General features: G+C 61.4%; 17 protein-coding genes. 7 read left to right on the top strand and 10 right to left on the bottom strand.

The annotated features are described in order from the left end of the window. Positions 1-30 precede the first annotated feature (30 nt). The 5 genes from BN1115_RS06590 to argS form a co-directional block, all read right to left on the bottom strand. Positions 31-672: a TetR/AcrR family transcriptional regulator gene (locus BN1115_RS06590; RefSeq protein WP_042656559.1), complete on the bottom strand. Its 642-nt coding sequence runs from the start codon at positions 670-672 to the stop codon at positions 31-33. A 259-nt stretch (positions 673-931) separates the two neighbouring features. Next, the gene (hslU, locus tag BN1115_RS06585) at positions 932-2260 is read right to left on the bottom strand and encodes an HslU--HslV peptidase ATPase subunit (RefSeq protein WP_042059467.1); all 1329 of its coding nucleotides are present in this window, start codon (positions 2258-2260) and stop codon (positions 932-934) included. A gap of 79 nt (positions 2261-2339) precedes the next feature. Continuing rightward, the gene (hslV, locus tag BN1115_RS06580; RefSeq protein ID WP_005342555.1) at positions 2340-2873 is read right to left on the bottom strand and encodes an ATP-dependent protease subunit HslV; all 534 of its coding nucleotides are present in this window, start codon (positions 2871-2873) and stop codon (positions 2340-2342) included. Between the two features lie 188 nt (positions 2874-3061). Beyond that, entirely contained in the window at positions 3062-3907 is an 846-nt protein-coding gene (locus tag BN1115_RS06575; RefSeq protein ID WP_042656558.1) for an SPOR domain-containing protein, read from the bottom strand. 3 nt (positions 3908-3910) lie between these two features. Then, a complete protein-coding gene (argS, locus tag BN1115_RS06570; RefSeq protein WP_042656557.1) occupies positions 3911-5656 on the bottom strand; it encodes an arginine--tRNA ligase in 1746 nt (581 codons plus the stop codon). Between the two features lie 311 nt (positions 5657-5967). Here argS and BN1115_RS06565 point away from each other — a divergent pair, with 311 nt between their 5' ends. From BN1115_RS06565 to BN1115_RS06555, 3 genes are all read left to right on the top strand, one after another. Further along, on the top strand, positions 5968-6534 hold the full coding sequence (locus BN1115_RS06565) for an LON peptidase substrate-binding domain-containing protein (protein ID WP_042656556.1): 567 nt from the start codon (positions 5968-5970) through the stop codon (positions 6532-6534). A gap of 141 nt (positions 6535-6675) precedes the next feature. After that, positions 6676-7245, top strand: a complete 570-nt coding sequence (locus tag BN1115_RS06560; protein WP_042656555.1) for a sigma-70 family RNA polymerase sigma factor — start codon at positions 6676-6678, stop codon at positions 7243-7245. Then, the gene (locus BN1115_RS06555; protein ID WP_042656554.1) at positions 7238-7927 is read left to right on the top strand and encodes a ChrR family anti-sigma-E factor; all 690 of its coding nucleotides are present in this window, start codon (positions 7238-7240) and stop codon (positions 7925-7927) included. The genes BN1115_RS06560 and BN1115_RS06555 overlap by 8 nt, the downstream gene beginning before the upstream one ends. Before the next feature lie 78 nt (positions 7928-8005). Here BN1115_RS06555 and bacA read toward each other — a convergent pair whose 3' ends face one another. The 5 genes from bacA to galE all read right to left on the bottom strand — a co-directional run bounded on the left by bacA (position 8006) and on the right by galE (position 13267). Further along, positions 8006-8821, bottom strand: a complete 816-nt coding sequence (gene bacA / locus BN1115_RS06550) for an undecaprenyl-diphosphate phosphatase (protein ID WP_042656553.1) — start codon at positions 8819-8821, stop codon at positions 8006-8008. A 114-nt stretch (positions 8822-8935) separates the two neighbouring features. After that, on the bottom strand, positions 8936-9925 hold the full coding sequence (gene galM / locus BN1115_RS06545; protein WP_042656552.1) for a galactose-1-epimerase: 990 nt from the start codon (positions 9923-9925) through the stop codon (positions 8936-8938). 64 nt (positions 9926-9989) lie between these two features. Then, positions 9990-11138 carry a galactokinase gene (gene galK / locus BN1115_RS06540; protein WP_042656551.1) on the bottom strand — a complete coding sequence of 383 codons (1149 nt, stop codon included), beginning with the start codon at positions 11136-11138 and terminating at the stop codon, positions 9990-9992. Next, the gene (locus BN1115_RS06535; protein WP_042656550.1) at positions 11135-12193 is read right to left on the bottom strand and encodes a UDP-glucose--hexose-1-phosphate uridylyltransferase; all 1059 of its coding nucleotides are present in this window, start codon (positions 12191-12193) and stop codon (positions 11135-11137) included. Before BN1115_RS06535 ends, galK begins: the two co-directional genes overlap by 4 nt. A gap of 60 nt (positions 12194-12253) precedes the next feature. Further along, a complete protein-coding gene (gene galE / locus BN1115_RS06530; RefSeq protein ID WP_042656549.1) occupies positions 12254-13267 on the bottom strand; it encodes a UDP-glucose 4-epimerase GalE in 1014 nt (337 codons plus the stop codon). Between the two features lie 202 nt (positions 13268-13469). Between galE and BN1115_RS06525 the strand changes: the two genes are divergently transcribed. The 4 genes from BN1115_RS06525 to mglA all read left to right on the top strand — a co-directional run bounded on the left by BN1115_RS06525 (position 13470) and on the right by mglA (position 20542). After that, positions 13470-14477: a substrate-binding domain-containing protein gene (locus BN1115_RS06525; RefSeq protein WP_042656548.1), complete on the top strand. Its 1008-nt coding sequence runs from the start codon at positions 13470-13472 to the stop codon at positions 14475-14477. Between the two features lie 189 nt (positions 14478-14666). Next, entirely contained in the window at positions 14667-17726 is a 3060-nt protein-coding gene (locus BN1115_RS06520; protein ID WP_042656547.1) for a beta-galactosidase, read from the top strand. A 256-nt stretch (positions 17727-17982) separates the two neighbouring features. Then, positions 17983-18969: a galactose/glucose ABC transporter substrate-binding protein MglB gene (gene mglB, locus BN1115_RS06515; RefSeq protein ID WP_042656546.1), complete on the top strand. Its 987-nt coding sequence runs from the start codon at positions 17983-17985 to the stop codon at positions 18967-18969. A gap of 52 nt (positions 18970-19021) precedes the next feature. Next, on the top strand, positions 19022-20542 hold the full coding sequence (gene mglA / locus BN1115_RS06510; protein WP_042059543.1) for a galactose/methyl galactoside ABC transporter ATP-binding protein MglA: 1521 nt from the start codon (positions 19022-19024) through the stop codon (positions 20540-20542). Positions 20543-20544 lie beyond the last annotated feature (2 nt).

Here is a 20544-nt window from a genome sequence, read left to right as displayed (position 1 = left end):
CTGCCATAGGGATGATGGCGATGGGTTGTTTCATGCCGTGTCTCCTTCCTTGATGTCGGTGGGGCGCAGGCCGCGCAGGGCCCATACCAGCCGCTGTCTGGCGGCCTCGGGGTTGTCTATCTGGCTGATAAAGGGGGCCGCCTGTTCGGGCAGCCAGCCGAGCTGGCGACCGCTGCCGGCGATCACCAGCGGCAGGCCGACCGACCCCATGATGAAGATCATCAGCTGGAGCGGGTGACCCGCGACCAGCGACCCTTCCGCCTGTGCCATCCGTACCTGTTCGATCAGCAGCAGGGGATGACGGCGTGGCAGGCTGAGCAGAAAGCGTTGGGCCGCCCCTTCACCTGCCAGCGCATCGCCAAACAAGTGGTTGATAAAGCCGCGCTGGCGTGCCACCAGCCCGATCAGCGCCTCCATGGTCGCCTCAAAGATGGCGATGGCAGAGGGGTAGGAGCCTTTGGCTGCCACCGCCTTGAGCTCGCCATAGAGGGGGGCGTACCAGAGCTCCACCAGCTCATCGATAAAGGCGTCGCGGTTGCCGAAGTGGTAGACGAAGGAGCCGAGGTTCACCCCGGCCGCCGCTGCCAGCTCGCGCACCGTCAGGCCGCGCAGCCCCTTCTCGGTGGCGATGGCGAGGCCGTTATCGAGCAGTTTTTGCCGGGTGGGATTCATCTTTCGGGTTCCTGTTGCGCAGATTTCGATCTGATTTATACGTATGTATAAATCAATTGCGCAGAAGTAGACAGATCTTTTTTTGAGCAGATTTCAGCAGGGATGAAAAACGGCGGGCGTTGGCAAGGGGAGGCTTGGAAATGCGCCGGGATTGAACGGGTTGCCGCAGATAAGGGCCAGAATTCGGGCAGATGACGGAGGCGGTGGAGAAATAAAAAACGCCTCCGCGAAGGGAGGCGTTTTATCGGGAGGGGCGCGCTTACAGAATAAAGCGGCTCAGATCTTCGTCTTCAATCAGCTTGCCGAGGTGGGCGTTGACGTAGTCGGTGTCGATGACAAAGGTCTCGCCGGACTTCTCGGAGGCGTCATAGGAGATATCTTCCATCAGGCGCTCCATCACGGTGTGCAGACGACGGGCACCGATGTTTTCGGTACGCTCGTTGACCTGCCAGGCCGCTTCGGCCAGACGGCGGATACCATCCTTGGTGAACTCGATGTTGACCCCTTCGGTGGCCATCAGCGCCTTGTACTGATCGGTCAGGGAGGCGTTCGGTTCGGTCAGGATACGCTCGAAGTCATCGGTGGTCAGCGCGGTCAGCTCGACCCGGATCGGCAGACGGCCCTGCAGCTCGGGGATCAGATCTGACGGCTTGGCGATCTGGAAGGCGCCGGAGGCGACAAACAGGATGTGGTCGGTCTTGACCATGCCGTGCTTGGTGTTGACGGTGCAACCCTCGACCAGCGGCAGCAGGTCGCGCTGTACCCCTTCACGGGAAACATCGGGGCCCGAGCTCTCGCCGCGCTTGCAGATCTTGTCGATCTCGTCGAGGAAGACGATGCCGTTGTTCTCGACTGCGGCAATGGCCTTCTGCTTCAGCTCTTCCGGATTGACCAGACGAGCCGCTTCCTCTTCGATCAGCGCCTTCATGGCCTCTTTGACCTTGATCTTGCGCTTCTTCTTCTGGTTCTGGCCCAGGTTCTGGAACAGCCCCTGCAGCTGGTTGGCCATCTCTTCCATGCCCGGCGGGGTCATGATTTCGACGCCCATCGGGGAGGCGGAGAGCTCCAGCTCGATCTCTTTGTCATCCAGCTGACCTTCCCGCAGTTTCTTGCGGAAGATTTGGCGGGTGTTGGAGTTGTCGGCCTTCTCTTCCTCACCCCAGGTGTTGCGCGGGTTGGGCAGCAGGGCGTCGAGGATGCGCTCTTCGGCGGCCTCCTCGGCGCGGTATTTCATCTTCTCCATCTCGGTTTCGCGCACCAGCTTGATGGCGGCATCGGTCAGATCGCGGATGATGCTGTCCACTTCCTTGCCGACATAGCCCACTTCGGTGAACTTGGTCGCTTCCACCTTGATGAAGGGGGCGTTGGCCAGCTTGGCCAGGCGACGGGCGATCTCGGTCTTGCCGACACCGGTCGGGCCGATCATCAGGATGTTTTTCGGGGTTACTTCATGGCGCATCTCTTCGTCGAGTTGCATCCGGCGCCAGCGGTTGCGCAGGGCAACGGCAACGGCGCGCTTGGCATCGGCCTGACCAATGATGTGTCTGTCCAGCTCGTGGACGATTTCTCTCGGGGTCATCTCGGACATGATGGTGTTCCTGTATCCGGGGCGGGCAGGGCCCGTCCCTTGGGAAATTGGTTTTGGCTGGTGGCCTTATTTGGCGGCCTTACTTGGCTGCGTAGTCCAGCACTTCGATGGTGTGGTTGCCGTTGGTGAAGACGCAGATGTCGCCCGCAATCTTGAGGGACTTCTCGACAATGGTCCTGGCATCCAGCTCGGTGTTTTCCAGCAGCGCGATGGCGGCGGACTGGGCGAAGTTGCCGCCGCTGCCGATGGCGATGAGATCGTGCTCCGGCTGCACCACGTCACCGTTGCCGGTGATGATGAAGGATTTGTGTTCGTCGGCCACGGCCAGCAGTGCTTCGAGGCGGCGCAGGGCGCGATCGGTGCGCCAATCTTTGGCCAGCGCCACGGCGGCGCGCTCCAGATTACCCTGATGGGCCTGCAGTTTTGCTTCGAAACGCTCGAGCAGGGTGAAGGCGTCGGCGGTACCGCCAGCGAAACCGGCCAGTACCTTGCCGTTATAGAGACGATGAACCTTGCGGGCGTTGCCCTTCATGACGGTGTTGCCAAGAGAGACCTGGCCATCGCCACCGATGACGACCTGACCGTTGCGGCGAACTGAAACTATGGTAGTCACTTTACTTACCTCGCTTGAGCCGAATGACGGCCTGACTGTGCATGGCAAGAAAGATGGGGATGGTAAACGGGCTTTTCAACCCTGCCTTTGGTCGGGATAAACGGGGGGAGCAAACAGCGTGGGTGCGCGTGGCACCAAAAGAACAGGGCCGGGTGTTGCCACCCGGCCCTGCGTCATCGGTAAGCGGATTACCCTTTCTTGGGAATGCAGCCGCTGATGCCGGAGCTCTGCAGCTTGCTGTTGGCCGCGTCGGCGGCCGCCTTGCCGTTGAAGGGGCCCACCATCACCTTGTAGACGGTGCCGTTGGCGCCATTGATCACCTGCAGGCTGGAAGAGAGGCCGGCGGTGAAGGCGATACGTGCCTTGAGCGACTCTGCAGAATCCTGCGAGCGCAGGGCGGCGCACTGCATCATGTAGCGACCACTGTCGGCGGCTGCGGTCTGGGCTGGCGGGGTGGCCGCTTTAGCCTTGGCCGCTTCGGCGCGCTCCCGTTCCAGCTCGGCGCGGATCACCCGCTCCATCCGTTCCCGTTCGGCCTTGCGGTCGATCGCCTGCTCTTGCGCGTTGGCAACCGGTGCACCCGAGGTAGCAGGGGTGGTCGCCGGATTGGGCTGATAGGGCTTGGGCTGGCCGATGGGCGTTCCCGGTTGGGGAATGTCGGTCGGCACCGGCTGCGGCAGTTTTTCCGGCTGCAGGGTCATGGTATCTGCCGGCGGTGGCGGCAGCACACCCGGCTGGGTCGGCGGCTCTATGATATCGACCTGCTTGTTCTCAAGCCGTTCGATGTAGCTCCACTTCTCCTGAGGCAGCCCGTTATTCTGCGCTTTTGGCTTGTTGGCCTTTACCTGCTCCTCAATGGTGGGGGCGTCGTTGCCCTTGCCATTGATCATGTAAAGGAAGCCACCAAAGCCTGCCAGCAGTGCCACGACCAGCAGCACTGGAATAACAGGAAAGCGGCGAGGGGCCGCTTTCTTGGTATTGCGGCCACCCGCCCGACGTCGCGGGCGGCTGCCGACATAATCCCGGGTTGCCATCTATTACATACGCTCCAGGGTATGGATGCCCAGTACGCCGAGGCCCAGCTTCAGCACCTTGGCGGTGGCGGCGCACAGCAGCAGACGGCTCTGACGGGTTGCCTCGTCCACGCCATCCTTGTTGATCGGGCAGGCTTCATAGAAGGTCATGAAGTTGCCGGACAACTCGTACAGGTAGGTACAGAGCAGGTGCGGCATGCCTTTGTCGGCCACGCCGTTGACCGCGTCGGAGAACTGGATCAGCTTCTGGGCCAGCACCTCTTCCGCTTCTTCGTTCAGGGTCACCTTGCCGGTCAGCGTCTCGGCATCGATGTTGGCCTTGCGGAAGATGGACTGGATACGGGTGTAGGCATACTGCAGGTAAGGGGCAGTGTTGCCTTCAAACGACAGCATCATGTCCCAGTCGAAGATATAGTCGGTGGTACGGTTCTTGGAGAGATCCGCATACTTCACCGCGCCCATGGCGATGGCGTTGACCACGTTGGCCTTCTCTTCGGCAGAGAGGTCGCTGTTGCGGCTCTCCAGCAGGGCGGCGGCACGCTCTTCGGCCTCGTTCAGCAGGTCAACCAGCTTGACGGTACCACCGGAGCGGGTCTTGTAGGGACGACCGTCCTTGCCCAGCATCATGCCGAAGGCGTGGTGCTCGAGCGGTACGGATTCCGGCACATAGCCCGCCTTGCGGGTGATGGTCCAGGCCTGCATCAGGTGCTGGTGCTGACGGGAGTCGATGAAGTACATGACACGGTCGGCGCCCAGAGTTTCATAACGGTATTTGGCACAGGCGATGTCGGTGGTGGTGTAGAGGAAACCGCCATCGCTCTTCTGGATGATGACGCCCATGGCCTCGCCATCCTTGTTCTTGAACTCGTCCAGGAAGACAACGGTGGCGCCTTCGCTCTCGACCGCCAGCCCCTTGGCTTTCAGGTCGGCCACGATCTCCGGCAGCATGTCGTTGTACATGGACTCGCCCATGATGTCCTTGTTGGTCAGGGAGACATTCAGGCGGTCGTAGTTGATCTGGTTCTGTTCCATGGTCATGTCGACCAGCTTCTTCCACATGGTACGGCAGTACTCATCGCCGCCCTGCAGCTTGACCACGTAGTTACGGGCGCGCTCGGCGAAGGCTTCGTCTTCGTCGTAGCAACGCTTGGCCTGGGTGTAGAAGGCTTCCAGATCCTTGAGTGCCATGTCGCTGGCGTGCTCGTTGGACATCTTCTCCAGATAGGCGATCAGCATGCCGAACTGGGTGCCCCAGTCGCCGATGTGGTTGGCGCGGATCACTTTGTGGCCGAGGAACTCCAGCGCACGCGCAGCTACGTCACCGAGTACGGTGGAGCGGATGTGGTGCACCGCCATCTCTTTGGCCACGTTGGGGGCGGAGTAGTCCACCACCACGGTTTGTGGCGCGGGCAACCGTACGTTGGCGTTGGCAGAGGTCACCATGGCCTCGACCTGACCGGCCAGCCAGCGCTGGTCGAAGAAGAAGTTGATGAAGCCGGGACCGGCGATCTCGACCTTGGCGATCAGGTCGGAGGCGGGCAGGTGCTCGATGATGGCCGCTGCCAGCTCACGGGGATTCTTGCGGGCCGGTTTGGCCAGCAGCATGGCCAGGTTGGTAGCCAGGTCGCCGTGAGCTTTTTCCTTGCATCGGTCTACTTGCACGCGGGCTTCCAGGTCCGCCGGCAGGACGCCTGCTGACTTGAGATTGGCTACCGTTTGTTCAAGTAGATGATGAATATGCTCTTTCATAACTGACCACCAAGGTTGCGCGTCGAAAAATGACTGATATATAAGGGCGTGAATTTTACCCGCATCGGCCCGAGAAAACTATAGGGATGACCCGCCGCTCGCTGTCGGGCGGATATTTCACTGCGTTTGGCGCCATATTCCAGAATATTGGGCGGAAATTACGGTGCTTATCCATTTCTACTGCATATCGAAGCGGCTTGTCCAGGCTATTTTCCCCTGATTGTTAAGGGTTTTTCCTTTCCCGATGACGGGAATGATCTCCTCCCTCTGGCCCGGCGTATCAACAGAGGTTCCCAACCGAGGAGTTTGCGATGCGACTGGCGCTGTTTCCCCTATCTGCCCACCTGCTGCCCGGCGGCATCATGCCGCTGCGGATCTTCGAACCGAGATACCAGCGGATGATCGCCGAGGCGGGGGAGTCCGGCTTTGCCCTCTGCATGGTGGACCCTCGCCAGCCCGATGCCCTGCGCAACATGCTGCCCATCGCCACCCGGGTCACCATCATCGATTTCGACCGGCTGCCGGACGGCATGCTCGGGATCACGGTGCAGGGGATGGAGCGGGTGCAGATAGAGGATCTGTGGCAGGAGCCAGACGGCCTGCGCATCGGCGAGGTGACGCCGCTGACGGCCTGGCCGCCCCGGCGGCTCCATCCCGATCAGTTGCCGCTGGTTGATGCGCTGCGGGAGGTGTTTGCCGACTATCCCGACTATGCCGCCCTCTATCCCGCGCCCCGCTGGGACGATGGCAACTGGGTGGCCCAGCGCTGGCTGGAGGTGCTGCCGATCCCCCCCGAGCAGAAACAACTGCTGCTGGCCGCCGCCGACAATCAGCCCGCCATCGCCCTGCTCAAGGGGGTACTGGTTGCCAGCCACTGATTTTTTCCTGACCCGCTGATCCGGCAGCACCGCAAGGCCGTACAAGTCATCACAACAGCACGCTCGACAGCACACCAAAGGGATGGCGCAATGGCATATACTGGCCAACCACACTCGACCATACGCAGGACCTCGCCCGTGATGGATAACCCGGATGGCGACCTCAAATCTCTGCTGATCAGGGTGGCAGAGCAGGCCGACAAGGCTGCTTTTGCCCGCCTGTTCCAACACTTTGCGCCGCGAATTCGCAGCTACGGCCTGCGCCACCTCGGTAGCGAGGCCAACGCCATGGAGCTGGTGCAGGAGACCATGCTGCTGGTGTGGCAGAAGGCGCGCCTCTACCACCCCGAGAAGGGGGCGCCGACCACCTGGATCTATACCGTGATGCGCAACCAGTGCTTCGACATGCTGCGCCGTCGTCGCGCCAGCAAGGAGGATCTCTGTGCCGAGGAGATGTGGCCCGTGCTGGAGTTTCAGGCTGAAGAGGAGCACTTGAGCGGGGGGGAAGATGCGGTGCTGACCCGTCAGATGGCCCACTATCTGGGCACCCTGCCGGAGCCGCAACAGCAGGTGGTGCGCGGCATCTATCTGCAGGAGTTCTCCCAGCAAGAGCTGGCGGAGCGACTCGGCGTGCCGCTCGGTACCATCAAGTCCCGCCTCCGGCTGGCGTTACAGAAACTGAAAGAGCAAGTGGAGCAAGGCCATGATTAAAGCCCATCCGACCGACCCTATGCTGCGTGCCTTCGCCGCCGACGAGCTCCCTCTGCCGCTGGCGGTGGGGCTCTCCGCCCACTGTGAACTCTGCCCCGATTGTGCTGCCCGACTGAAGACATTCGAAGAGGAGCTGGCGCAGCAATATCTTGCCTCGCCAGCAGAGCCCGAGCTGGACTCCCGCGATGACGTGGCGCTGGATGCCGGATTCGACGCCATGCTGGCGGATATTCTGGCGCAGCCCGAACCGGTTGCCGCACCCGTTATCGATCTGCCCCGAGCCCAGCCCGGCGAGCTGGAGGTGGCCGGTCACGCCTACCGCTTGCCACGGGTGTTGGCCCGCTACCGTTCGCCCAGGTGGCGCCATATCGGTGCCATTCGTCAGCAGAGCCTGCCGCTGGACGAGATGGGGGCGCGCGCCAGCCTGCTCCATATCGAGGCGGGTGGCCGCATCCCCGAGCACACCCATCAGGGCTATGAGCTGACCCTGCTGCTGGCGGGCACTATCGAGGATGGCGATACCCTTTACAAGGCGGGAGATTTTATCTGGCGCGATGCCAGCCACTCCCATAGCCCGCATACGCCGGATGGCTGCCTTTGCTACACGGTGCAGGATGCGCCGGTGCAGTTCACCAAGGGGTTGTCGCGGCTGCTGAACGGCATCAGCCAGCACCTCTACTGAGCTAAACCTCGCCATAGAACTCGCCATTGAAAAAGGGACCAGATTGGTCCCTTTTGTCATTTCATTGCAGGCTGCCGGTCAGGCGACAAACACCAGATAGACGGCGAACGCCACGATAAAGCGGTAGATGGCGAACGGGATGAAGTCGAGACGACGGATCAGCGCCAGGAAGGTCTTGATCGCAAACATGGCCACCACGAAGGCGGTGATAAAGCCCACCGCAAACATCGGGAAGTCGGCCATGGAGAGGAAGTCGCGGCTCTTGTAGAGATCCAGCCCACTAGCCGCCATCATCATGGGCACCGCCATGATGAAGGAGAACTCGGCCGCCGCGTGACGGCTGATCCCCATCAGCATGCCACCACTGATGGTGGCGCCGGAGCGGGAGAAGCCGGGCCACAGTGCCAGACACTGGAACAGACCGATACCGAACGCCTGCTTGTAGCTGATGTCATCCAGGGTTTCGGCGCTGACGGCCGGGCGTAACTTCTCGGCGATGATCAGCAGGATGCCCCCCGCGATCAACGCGTACATCACTGTCTCTGGCCCGAACAGATGGGCCTTGATCCAGCTGTGGATGGCGAGGCCGACCACGATGGCGGGCAGCATGCCGAGGATGACGTGGATCAGCGACAGGGTGGCATGATCCTGAGAGGGCTTCTGGCCAAAGTGGATGCCAATCAGGCCAAACAGGCGGCGCCAGAACACGGCGACCACGGCGAGGATGGAGCCAAGCTGGATCACCACTTCGAAGGTGGCGGCCTTGGGCCCTTCAAAGCCCAACAGATGGCCGACGATGATCATGTGGCCGGTGGAGGAGACGGGGAGGAACTCGGTCAGCCCCTCGACGACGCCCAGAATAAAGGCGACCAGCAGGCTATAAGTGTCAGTCATCGAACAAACAATCCTTACTTCGTTGATGTAAAAACGCCCCGGAAGGGTCTCGGGGCGGCTTATCTTGCTCGATTGTGACTGCTGAGGCTATGTAAAAATCATGAAACCTTTAAGTCAGTCGCGGATAAAACGGTAGCGGGTCTGGTGGTGATAACGCTCGCCCGGCAGCAGCCAGGGGGTGCCCAGTTCGGGGCGATTGGGGCTGTCCGGCAGCTGTTGCGCCTCAAGACAGAAGCCGTCGTGATCCTGGTGCGACAGGCCGCTACGGTTCGGGGTGTTGGCCAGCCAGTTGCCGGTGTAAAACTGCAGTGAGGGCTGGTTGGTGTAGACCTCCATCGCCAGCTGGCGATCCCCCGAGACCACCCGTGCTGCACACTCGGCAGCCGGGCCGTTGAGCACAAACGCGTGATCGTACCCCTTGGCCTGTTGCTGCTGGGGATGGCTCAGCCAATCCTGGCCAATCAGGCGCTCGTGGCGCAGATCGAACGACCCCTCCACCGGGGTGATGGCAATCGGCAAACCGCTCGGATCGGTGGGCAGGAAGTTATCGGCGTTAAGGCTGATGAGGTGATTGCGCACATCGCCGCCATCGGTTTGCCCATCGAGATTGAAGTAGGCGTGGCTGGTGAGGCTGACTGGGGTCGGCGCATCTGTGCTGGCGACAAAATCGATCACCAGATCGCTCTGCTCCAGCCGATACTCCAGCGTCACCCGCAGATTGCCGGGAAAGCCCTGATCCCCTGCTCGGGAGAGCAATACCAGCTTGACCCGATCTGCCTCCAGCTCCCTGATTTGCCAGCGCTGGCGATGAAAGCCTGTCAGCCCGCCGTGCAGACAGTTGGGTGCCTGATTGGCATCCAGCGGCCAGCGCTGGCCATCGCGCACCAGCTCGGCGCCACCGATGCGGTTGGCAAAGCGGCCCGCCACCGCACCCAGCCACACCTGCTGGGTGGGATAGGCCTCGTCGGCACAGCCCAGCAGCACTTCACGACGCTGACCCGCTACCGGCAGGGTGAGGGAGGTGAGGGTGGCGCCGAAATCGAGGCCGCGCAGGCGCAGCCCCTCCTCGTTTTCCAGCTCGAAAGGGATCATGGTGCTGCTCATAACTTGCCTGCACCTGTGTTGCCGATCCGGCAGACGTAGCCGTCGGCCTGCATCATAAATGGGCTCATAGTTTTCCCGCCCCCGCGCTGGCACGGCAGACGTAGCAGTCAGCCTTGAGGCCGGAGATGGCCGGATACTCTGCCTCGACCGCGGCGATCACCTCGGCCACCTTCTCCGGGCGCAGCAGGGCGACCACGCAGCCGCCGAAGCCGCCGCCGGTCATCCGCACGCCGCCATCAGTTCCGATGTTGGCCTTGATGATATCTACCAGACCGTCGATGGCGGGCACGGTGATCTCGAAGTCATCGCGCATGGCGGCGTGCGACTGGGCCATCAGCTCGCCGAGGCGGGTCAGATCGTGGCTCGCCAGCGCATCGGCGGCCGCCAGGGTGCGGGCGTTTTCACCGACGATGTGGCGGGCACGGCGGTAGCAAGCATCATCCAGCCCGGCCTTGCCCGCTTCCAGTCCGGTCAGATCGAGGTCGCGCAGCGCCTTGACCCCATAGTGACGAGCGGCGGCCTCGCACTGCTGACGGCGGGTGTTGTATTCGCTGTCCACCAGACCGCGGCGCACGTTGGAGTTGACGATCAGCACCGCCAGATCCGCCGGCATGGGGATGAGACGGGTCTCCAGCGAACGGCAGTCGAGCAGCAGGGCGTGATCGGTTTTGCCGCTGGCGGAGATCATCTGATCCATGATGCCGCAGTTGCAGCCAACGAACTTGTTCTCCGCCTGCTGACCGTTGAGGGCGATCTCGGCCTGGCTGATGTCGAGCCCCAGCGCCTCCTTGAAGGCCTGACCGATAGCCACTTCCAGTGAGGCGGAGGAGGAGAGCCCCGCTCCCTGCGGCACGTTGCCGGAGACCACCAGATCGAGGCCGCGCAGGGCATAACCACGTTCTTGCAGATATTTCACTACGCCGCGGATGTAGTCGCTCCAGCGCTGGTCGGCGTGGTGCTCGATGGGCTGGCCGAGGTCGAACTGGTCGCGCTGGTTGTCGTAGTCGGCGGCGATCACCTGCACTTGCTGGTCATCGCGCAGGCCGATGGCGACGCAGGTCTCGTAGTCGATGGCGCAGGGCAGCACGAAGCCGTCGTTGTAGTCGGTATGTTCACCGATGAGGTTGACGCGACCGGGGGCGCGCACCAGCAGATCGGGCGCTTTGGCAAATTGCTCGGCAAAAACGGTGCTGACGCGTTGGCTGGGGGTCATAGGGCCTCCTCATTGGTGTGGCTGGTCTGGGTGTAGTGAATGGGGCTCAGGGCACGCAACCGTTCGGCTGCTTGTTCGGGAGTGAGGTCACGCTGGGTCTCTGCCAGCATCTCGAAGCCGACCATGAATTTGCGCACGGTGGCGGAGCGCAGCAGGGGCGGATAGAAGTGGGCGTGCAACTGCCACGCCTCGGGGCACTCCGACTTGGGCGGTGCAAAGTGCCAGCCCATGGAGTAGGGGAAGCTGCACTCGAACAGGTTGTCGTAGCGGCTGGTGAGCTCCTTGAGCGCCACCGCCAGATCCTGTTGCTGGGCCTGGGTCAGGTTCAGCATGGAGGGGACGTGCGCCTTGGGCAGCAGCAGGGTTTCGAACGGCCAGGCGGCCCAGAAGGGAACCACGGCAAGCCAGTGTTCGGTCTCCACCACGATGCGCGAGCGATCCGCCAGCTCCCGCTCCACATACTCCAGCAGCATGGGGCGGCCGTGCTCGGCCAGCCAGTCGCGCTGGTGCTGCTCCTCACGGGCGATCTCGTTGGGCAGGAAGTCGCTGCCCCAGATCTGGCCGTGGGGGTGCGGGTTGGAGCAACCCATGACGGCCCCTTTGTTTTCAAATACCTGCACCCACTCCCACTGGGCTGACAGCTCGGCGACCTGATCCATCCAGGTGGTGATCACCCCCTCGATGGCGGGTAGCGGCAGCTCGGGCAGGGTCTTGCCGTGATCCGGCGAGAAGCAGATGACCCGGCTGGTGCCACGGGCGGCTTCCAGCTTCAGCAGGGGATCGCCTGCATTGTCGGCGGCCGGGGTGTCCTGCATCAGGGCGGCGAAGTCGTTAGTAAAGACGAAGGTGCCCTGATAGTCGGGGTTGATGTCACCGGTGACCCGGGTGTTGCCAGCGCAGAGGAAGCAATCGGGATCGTGGGCCTGTTTGGGGGCCTGACTCACCTTCTCCACCTGCCCCTGCCAGGGGCGTTTGGCCCGGTGGGGTGAGACCAGCACATACTGGCCGGTCAGCGGGTTGAAGCGGCGATGGGGATGATCGACGGGGTTGAACATCATCTCTCCTGAATAAAATATGGAAAATTAAAGTCGTTTATTAACGGGGAGCAGGCAGGCCTACTCCTCGTAACCGTTCGGATTGGCGGATTGCCAGCGCCAGCTGTCGGCGCACATGGCGTCGATGTCGCGGGTCGCCTGCCAGCCCAGTTCACGCTCGGCCTTGGCCGGATCGGCCCAGCAGGCGGCGATGTCGCCCGGGCGGCGCGGTTCGATGCGAAATGGCAGCGGCTTGCCACAGGCAGCAGAGAAGGCGGCGACCAGCTGCAACACGCTCTGGCCCTGACCGGTACCCAGGTTGTAGGTGTGCACGCCACCCTTGCCAGCGCAGTGTTGCAACGCCTTGACGTGCCCCTCGGCGAGATCCATCACGTGGATGTAGTCGCGTACGCCGGTGCCGTCCGGGGTGGGGTAATCGTTTCCAAAGACCGAGAGGCAGTCGCGACGGCCGATGGCCACCTGGGTGATATAGGGCATCAGGTTGTTGGGGATACCTTGCGGATCTTCACCCATGGTGCCCGATTCGTGGGCGCCGACCGGATTGAAGTAGCGCAGCAGGGTCATGCTCCAGTGCGGCTCGGCCAGCTGCAGATCCTCGAGGATCTCCTCAATGATCAGCTTGGATCGCCCGTAGGGGTTGGTGGCGCTGCGGGGGAAATCCTCGAGGATCGGCAGGCTGGCCGGATCGCCGTAGACGGTCGCCGAGGAGCTGAACACCAGATTGTGCACGCCAGCCCGTTTCATCGCCTGCAGCAGGGTGAGGGTGCCACCGAGGTTGTTCTCGTAATAATCCAGTGGAATGCGGGTCGATTCACCGACCGCTTTGAGGGCGGCAAAGTGGATCACCGCATCGATCTGCTGTTCGGCAAAGATCCGGTCCAGCAGGGCTGCATCGCGAATATCCCCTTGATAGAACACGGGTTGCTGGCCGCTGATGGCGGCGACTCGGGCCAGCACGCTGCGCTTGCTGTTGCCGAGGTTGTCGACCACCACGGGATTCATGCCTGCCGCTTGCAGGGCCAGACAGGTGTGGCTGCCGATATATCCGCAGCCGCCGGTGACCAGAACGTTCATCTTGCTCTCCACTGAAAAAGTGTCTGGAAGGAGTCTAGCCGAGGGTGTGGCGACCAAACTGTGAGCTTGCTTGCAAAACAGTGTAAACGATTACACTGTTTTTGTGATTATCCTGACAGCAGATATTTATTTCACCCCTGTTTTCAATGGGTTTGCTGGGTATAATGGCGCTCTATTGCACAGTGAAAGAAGTGAAAACAGCATGAGCACCATCAAGGATGTCGCCCGTTTGGCCAATGTGTCGGTGGCAACGGTTTCACGGGTGATGAACAACTCCCCCAAGGCCAGCGCCGCGTCTCGCGAAGTGGTGCAGAAGGCCATGGCCGAACTGGGCTACACCCCCAACGCCAACGCGCGGGCTCTGGTCAGCCAGACCTGTGACACCATGGGCGTCGTGGTAGGTGACGTGGCGGATCCCTTCTTCGGTGCACTGGTGAAGGGGGTCTCCGGCATCGCCGTCGAGCAGAACCTCCACCTGCTGATGGGCAACGGTTTTCACAAGGCGCGTCAGGAGCGTGAAGCGATCGAGCTGCTGATCGGCAAGCGTTGCGAGGCGCTGGTGGTGCACAGCAAGGCGCTGAGCGACGAAGAATTGTGCGATTACGCCATGCGGGTGCCCGGTATGGTGCTGATCAACCGCGATATTCCGGCCCTCAGAGGGCGCTGCATCGCCCTCAACAACCGGCTGGGTGCCGCCACGGCGACCCGTCATCTGATCGAGCTGGGCCACCGCCATATCGCCTTTATCAGCTCGGATCACGCCATCGAGGATGCCACCTTGCGCCTGCAGGGTTATCAGGATGGGTTGATGGAGGCTGGGCTGGCAGCCGATCCCGAGCTTATCGAGAGCGGCACGCCGAACGAGGAGGGGGGCGATCGTGCCATGCTCAACTTGCTGGCCAAGGGGCTCAAGGTGACCGCCGTGGTTGCCTATAACGATGCCATGGCGGCTGGCGCCATCTCCGTGCTGGCGGACAACGGCCTGCGAGTGCCGGAGGAGGTCTCGGTGGTGGGTTTCGATGACATCATCTATGCCAGATACCTGAGGCCCAAGCTCTCCACCATGCGCTATCCCATCGAGCTGATGGCGGCCCAGGCGGCCAAGCTGGCTATTCAGCTGGCGGCGGGGGAGAGTGAAGCGACCCAGAGCCGGATCTATACCCCCACCCTGATCAATCGCCACTCGGTTGCACCGGTTCGGGCCGGATAGCCCCCTTTTGCGGCCCTGTTCGGGGCCGTTTCTTGCACAATTATTGTTTTACCTATTTTTAATCATTTTTACTCCGCTTTACTTAACAAATTCAGTGTAATCGTTTACATCTGTGTGAGCGAGATCGCCGTTCCCTGCGTCATACTTCTCTAGACTGAATACGTTTTCCAATCAGCAGGGAGAGAGTGAATGCTCAGGGAGATAGTGGCGCGTCAGGATTGGCAGACTCAGGCCATTACGTCGGTAAACCGGCTGGCTGCCCATACCCCCATGTTCAGCTGGCGCAGCGAAGCGGATGCCAGAGGTGATCTGGCCTCTTCCTCCCGTCTCTTGCTTGATGGCGAGTGGCGCTTCTCCTTCTTTGCCGCCCCCGAGCGGGTGCCCGAGAGCTGGTTGGCGCAGGATCTGGTGGATGCCACACCCATTACCGTGCCGGGCAACTGGCAGCTGGATGCCGCCTATCCGTCTGAGCGGCCGCTCACCGATGGCCCCATCTACACCAATATCAAATACCCCTTTCCCTGCGATCCGCCCCGGGTGCCGGCAGAGAACCCCACCGGTTGCTACTCTCGCGAGTTCGATCTGCCCGCCGACTGGCTGGTCAGCGGCCAGAGCCGGATCATCTTTGACGGGGTGAGCAGCGCCTTCCACCTGTTCTGCAACGGCCGCTGGGTCGGCTACTCCCAGGACAGCCGCCTGCCCGCCGAGTTCGATCTGACCTCGTACCTGCACGCCGGTTGCAACCGGTTGGCGGTGCTGGTGCTGCGCTGGTCTGACGGTTCCTATCTGGAAGATCAGGATATGTGGTGGCTGTCGGGGATCTTCCGCTCCGTCAGCCTGCTGCACAAACCGGCCCGCCATCTGATGGATATGCGGGTGACTCCCGAGCTGGATGCCTGTTATCGGGATAGCCGTCTCAAGATTGCACTGCAGGCGGCTAATGCGGCCGGTCTGTCGGTGGAGGCCAATCTCTATGACGGCGGCGAGCGGGTCGCGACCCTGCGCCAGCCGATCGGCACCCAAGTCATTGACGAAAAAGGGGCTTATGACGATCGCACCGAACTGTGGTTCGATGTGGCTGCGCCGCGCAAGTGGAGCGCCGAGACGCCCCATCTCTATCGACTGACCCTGACCTTGCTGGATGAGCAGGGCCAGGCCATCGAGAGCGAGGCGTGCGATGTGGGCTTTCGGGTGGTGGAGATCCGTGGCGGCCTGCTGCGGGTCAACGGTCAGCCGCTGCTTGTTCGCGGTGCCAACCGTCATGAACACCATCCCGCCAAGGGTTATGCCATCGATCGCGCCACCATGGAGCGGGATCTGCTGCTGATGAAGCGGCACAATTTCAATGCGGTGCGCTGTTCCCACTATCCCAACCATCCCGACTTCTATCGCCTCTGCGACCGGCTCGGCCTCTATGTGGTGGACGAGGCGAATCTGGAGACTCACGGCATGACCCCCATGGGGCGGCTGGCGCGGGATCCCGCCTGGAGCAACGCCTTTCTGGAGCGGGCGACCCGCATGGTGGCGCGGGATTTCAACCATCCCTCGATCATCATCTGGTCGCTGGGCAACGAGTCGGGTTACGGCCCGGCCCACGATGCCATGTATGGCTGGATCAAGCGCAGCGACCCGAGCCGTCCGGTGCAGTATGAGGGGGGCGGGGCTGATACCCCGGCCACTGACATCATCTGCCCCATGTATGCCAGAACCCATCAGGATCAACCCTTCCCGGCGGTGCCCAAGTGGGCGCTGGCCAAGTGGATCGGCCTGCCCGGCGAGCACCGGCCGCTGATCCTCTGCGAATATGCCCACGCCATGGGCAACAGTCTGGGGGGCTATGCCCACTACTGGCAGGCGTTTCGCGATCATCCACGTCTGCAAGGCGGGTTTGTCTGGGATTGGGTCGATCAGGGGCTCGACAAATACACCGCCGATGGCCGCCACTACTGGGGCTATGGCGGCGACTTCGGTGATGTGCAAAACGATCGTCAGTTCTGCTGCAACGGTCTGCTGTTCCCGGATCGCACCCCCCATCCCGCCCTGTGCGAGGCGAAGCGCGCCCAGCAGCCGTTCCGCTTCACCCTGCTTGAGCACACCCCGCTGCGGGTGTGGATCGAGAGCGAATACCTGTTCCGGGAAACCGATAACGAGCGGCTTTGCTGGCAGCTGTGCGAGAACGGCCATGTGCAGCAGCAGGGGGAGATCTTCCTTGAGCTGGCGCCGCAAGGGGTAGTCGAGTTGACCCTGAGCGAGGCGTTGCCCCCCTTTGCGGCAGGCTCACTGGCCTGGCTCGATCTGGCCATCGTTCAGCCACAGGCCACCCTCTGGTCGCAGGCGGATCACAAGGTCGCCCGTCAGCAGTTCACCCTGCCGACCCCCCTTGCCCTGCCTGCTCCTGCCGCCGCCGCCACCCTGAGCGAGCAGCCGGATGGCTGGCGGATCACTGCCGCAAACAGCCAGTGGTGGCTCGACAAGCTGAGCGGCCGCATCACCAGTTGGCAAAAATCGGGGCAGGAACAGCTGTTGGCGCCGATCATGGATCACTTCTACCGCGCGCCGCTGGACAACGACATCGGCACCAGCGAAGCGGATCACGCCGATCCTGGCTCCTGGATTGCTCGCTGGCAGGGCTGTGGTCTCGGTCAGTGGCAACACCGCTGTTTGGGGATCGCGGTCGCCGGAGCGGATATCCGGGTCAGTCACGGTTACGTCCACCACGATGAGCTGTTGCTGGTGAGTCACTGGCATCACCGCTTTGCCGACGACGGCACCATGAGCCTGGAGATAGAGACCGAGCTGGCGCAGGCGTTGCCGTCGCTGCCGCGGATCGGTCTGCTGCTCCATCTGGCCGAGGTGCCGGCGCGAGCCGAATGGCTGGGTCGAGGCCCTCACGAGAACTATCCGGATCGCCTGCTGGGCGCCGATCTGGGGCGCTGGAGTTTGCCGCTGGAGGCGATGCACACCCCTTACATTTTCCCGAGCGACAACGGCTTGCGCTGCGATACCCGTCAGCTGCAGCTGGGCAGCACGACGGTGAGCGGCACCTTCCATTTCAGTGCCAGCCGCTTCAGTCAGCAACAGCTGGCCGCTGCTCGTCACCAGAGCGATCTGGTGGCCGAAGAGGGGCTGTGGGTCTGTCTCGATGGCGCCCACATGGGGGTAGGTGGCGATGACTCCTGGAGCCAGAGCGTGCGTCCCGAGTATCAGTTGCTGGGGCGCCGTTACCGCTGGGGTTGCACGCTCGGTTGAATCAGTCGGACCGTTTTGACAACAGAGCGATAACGACTAGCCTCTATGCAGTGGAATTGTTTGAGTCTCGCATTCGGATTTAATTTTTATGTCATTGATAAATAAAATAAAACTTTCAATGTAACAGAGTGTAATCGTTTTCATTTTGTCGTCATGATCACAGAAGAAATGACAACAAACTGATTACATTGACTGGCGCTTGCTCAATTGCTCGCCACCCTACAAACAAACAGATAGATACATCGGAGCACACACAATGAAAAAACTGACGACCGTTGCCGCCCTGCTGATGGGCATGATGGCTGGCGCCAATGCCCAGGCTGACACCCGTATCGGGGTGACCGTCTACAAATACGATGACAACTTCATGGCGGTAGTGCGCAAGGCCATCGAGAAGGAGGCGGCGGCCACTCCGGGTGTGGAGCTGCTGATGAACGACTCCCAGAACGACCAGTCCAAGCAGAACGACCAGATCGATGTGCTGCTGGCCAAAGGGGTGAAGGCGCTGGCCATCAACCTGGTTGACCCGGCAGCGGCGCCGGTGGTGATCGAGAAGGCTCGTGGTGAAGATATCCCGGTGGTCTTCTACAACAAGGAGCCGAGCGCTACCGATCTGGCCAGCTATGACAAGGCCTACTACGTGGGTACCGACTCCAAGGAGTCAGGGATCATCCAGGGTCAGCTGATTGCCAAACACTGGAAAGCCCATCCGGAGTGGGATCTGAACAAGGATGGCGTGATCCAGTTCGTGCTGCTGAAAGGGGAGCCGGGCCACCCGGATGCGGAAGCCCGTACCTCCTACGTGATCAAGACCCTGAACGATGGCGGCGTCAAGACTGATCAGCTGCACATGGATACCGGTATGTGGGATACCGCCATGGCGAAAGACAAGATGGACGCCTGGATCTCCGGCCCCAACGCCAACAAGATCGAAGTGGTCATCGCCAACAACGATGGCATGGCAATGGGCGCGGTCGAGTCACTGAAAGCCCAGGGCAAGAGCAATATCCCGGTATTCGGCGTCGATGCGCTGCCGGAAGCGCTGGCCATGGTCAAGAGCGGTGCCATGGCCGGTACCGTGCTGAACGATGCGGCCAACCAGGCCAAAGCCACCTTCGAGTTGACCAAGAACCTGGCTGAAGGCAAACCGGCCGGTGAAGGTACCAGCTGGAAGATCGACAACAAGGTAGTGCGCGTTGCCTACGTCGGTGTGGATAAAGACAACCTGTCCCAATTCGAGTAATTCCCCCTCCAGGGCAAGGGAGATCCCCTTGCCCTTTTTTCAACCAGATGTGATGGCTGATATGACAACACAGCAACAATCAGAATGGCTGTTGGAGATGATTGACGTCAGTAAGAGCTTTCCCGGCGTCAAGGCACTCGATAATGTCAATTTACGGGTCCGTCCTCATTCTGTGCATGCGTTGATGGGCGAGAACGGAGCGGGGAAATCCACCCTGCTCAAGTGCCTGTTCGGCATTTACGAGAAGGATCAGGGCAAGATCTTCTTCAAGGGGCAGGAGATCAACTTCACCTCCTCGAAAGAGGCGCTGGAAAATGGCGTATCCATGGTGCATCAGGAGCTCAACCTGGTGTTGCAGCGCTCCGTGATGGATAACATGTGGCTCGGTCGCTACCCCACCAGAGGGTGGTTTATCGACCACGGCAAGATGTATGACGACACCAAGCGCATCTTCGATGAGCTCGACATCGACATCGACCCGCGGGTCAAGGTGGCGACCCTGTCGGTTTCCCAGATGCAGATGATCGAGATCGCCAAGGCGTTCTCCTACGACGCCAAGATCGTCATCATGGACGAACCCACCTCCTCCCTGACCGAGAAAGAGGTGAACCACCTCTTCAAGATCATCAACAAGTTGAAGGAGAAGGGGTGCGGCATCGTCTACATCTCCCACAAGATGGAGGAGATCTTCCAGCTCTGTGACGAGATCACCATATTGCGGGATGGCCAGTGGGTGGCAACCCAGCCGCTCAAGGGCATGACCATGGATCAGATCATCGGGATGATGGTCGGCCGTGAACTGACCCAGCGCTTCCCGGAAAAAACCAACCAGCCGAAAGAGGTGATCCTCGAGATCGAGCATCTGACGGCGAAGAATCAGCCCTCCATTCAGGATGTGACCTTCAACCTGCACAAGGGGGAGATCCTCGGCATTGCCGGACTGGTGGGGGCCAAGCGCACCGATATCGTCGAGACCCTGTTCGGTATTCGCGATCGAAGCCAGGGCAGCATCAAGCTGCACGGCAAAGAGGTGGCCAACCACAACGCCCACGAAGCGATTCGCAACGGCTTTGCGCTGGTGACGGAAGAGCGCCGCTCCACCGGCATCTATTCGCGGCTCGATATCGCCTTCAACTCCCTGATCGCCAACATGGACAGCTACAAAGGCTCCATGGGGCTGCTCAGCGACAACAAGATGAAGAGCGACACCCAGTGGGTCATCGACTCCATGCGGGTTAAGACGCCGACCCAGCAGACCCAGATCGGTTCCCTCTCCGGGGGCAACCAGCAGAAGGTGATCATCGGTCGCTGGCTGCTGACCCAGCCGGAGATCCTGATGCTCGACGAGCCCACCCGCGGCATCGACGTCGGGGCCAAGTTCGAGATCTACCAGCTCATCCTGGAGCTGGCGAAGAAGGACAAAGGGATCATCATCATCTCGTCAGAGATGCCGGAATTGCTGGGGATCACCGACCGCATCATGGTGATGAGCAACGGCCGGGTCGCCGGGATTGTCAATACCAAAGAAACTGACCAGAGCGAGATACTGCGCCTGGCATCTCTGTACCTCTAGAG

Source organism: Aeromonas allosaccharophila (assembly GCF_000819685.1).
Lineage (GTDB): Bacteria > Pseudomonadota > Gammaproteobacteria > Enterobacterales > Aeromonadaceae > Aeromonas > Aeromonas allosaccharophila.
The sequence above is the reverse complement of the archived record's forward strand: the minus strand, read 5'-3'. Positions and strand labels throughout refer to the sequence as shown.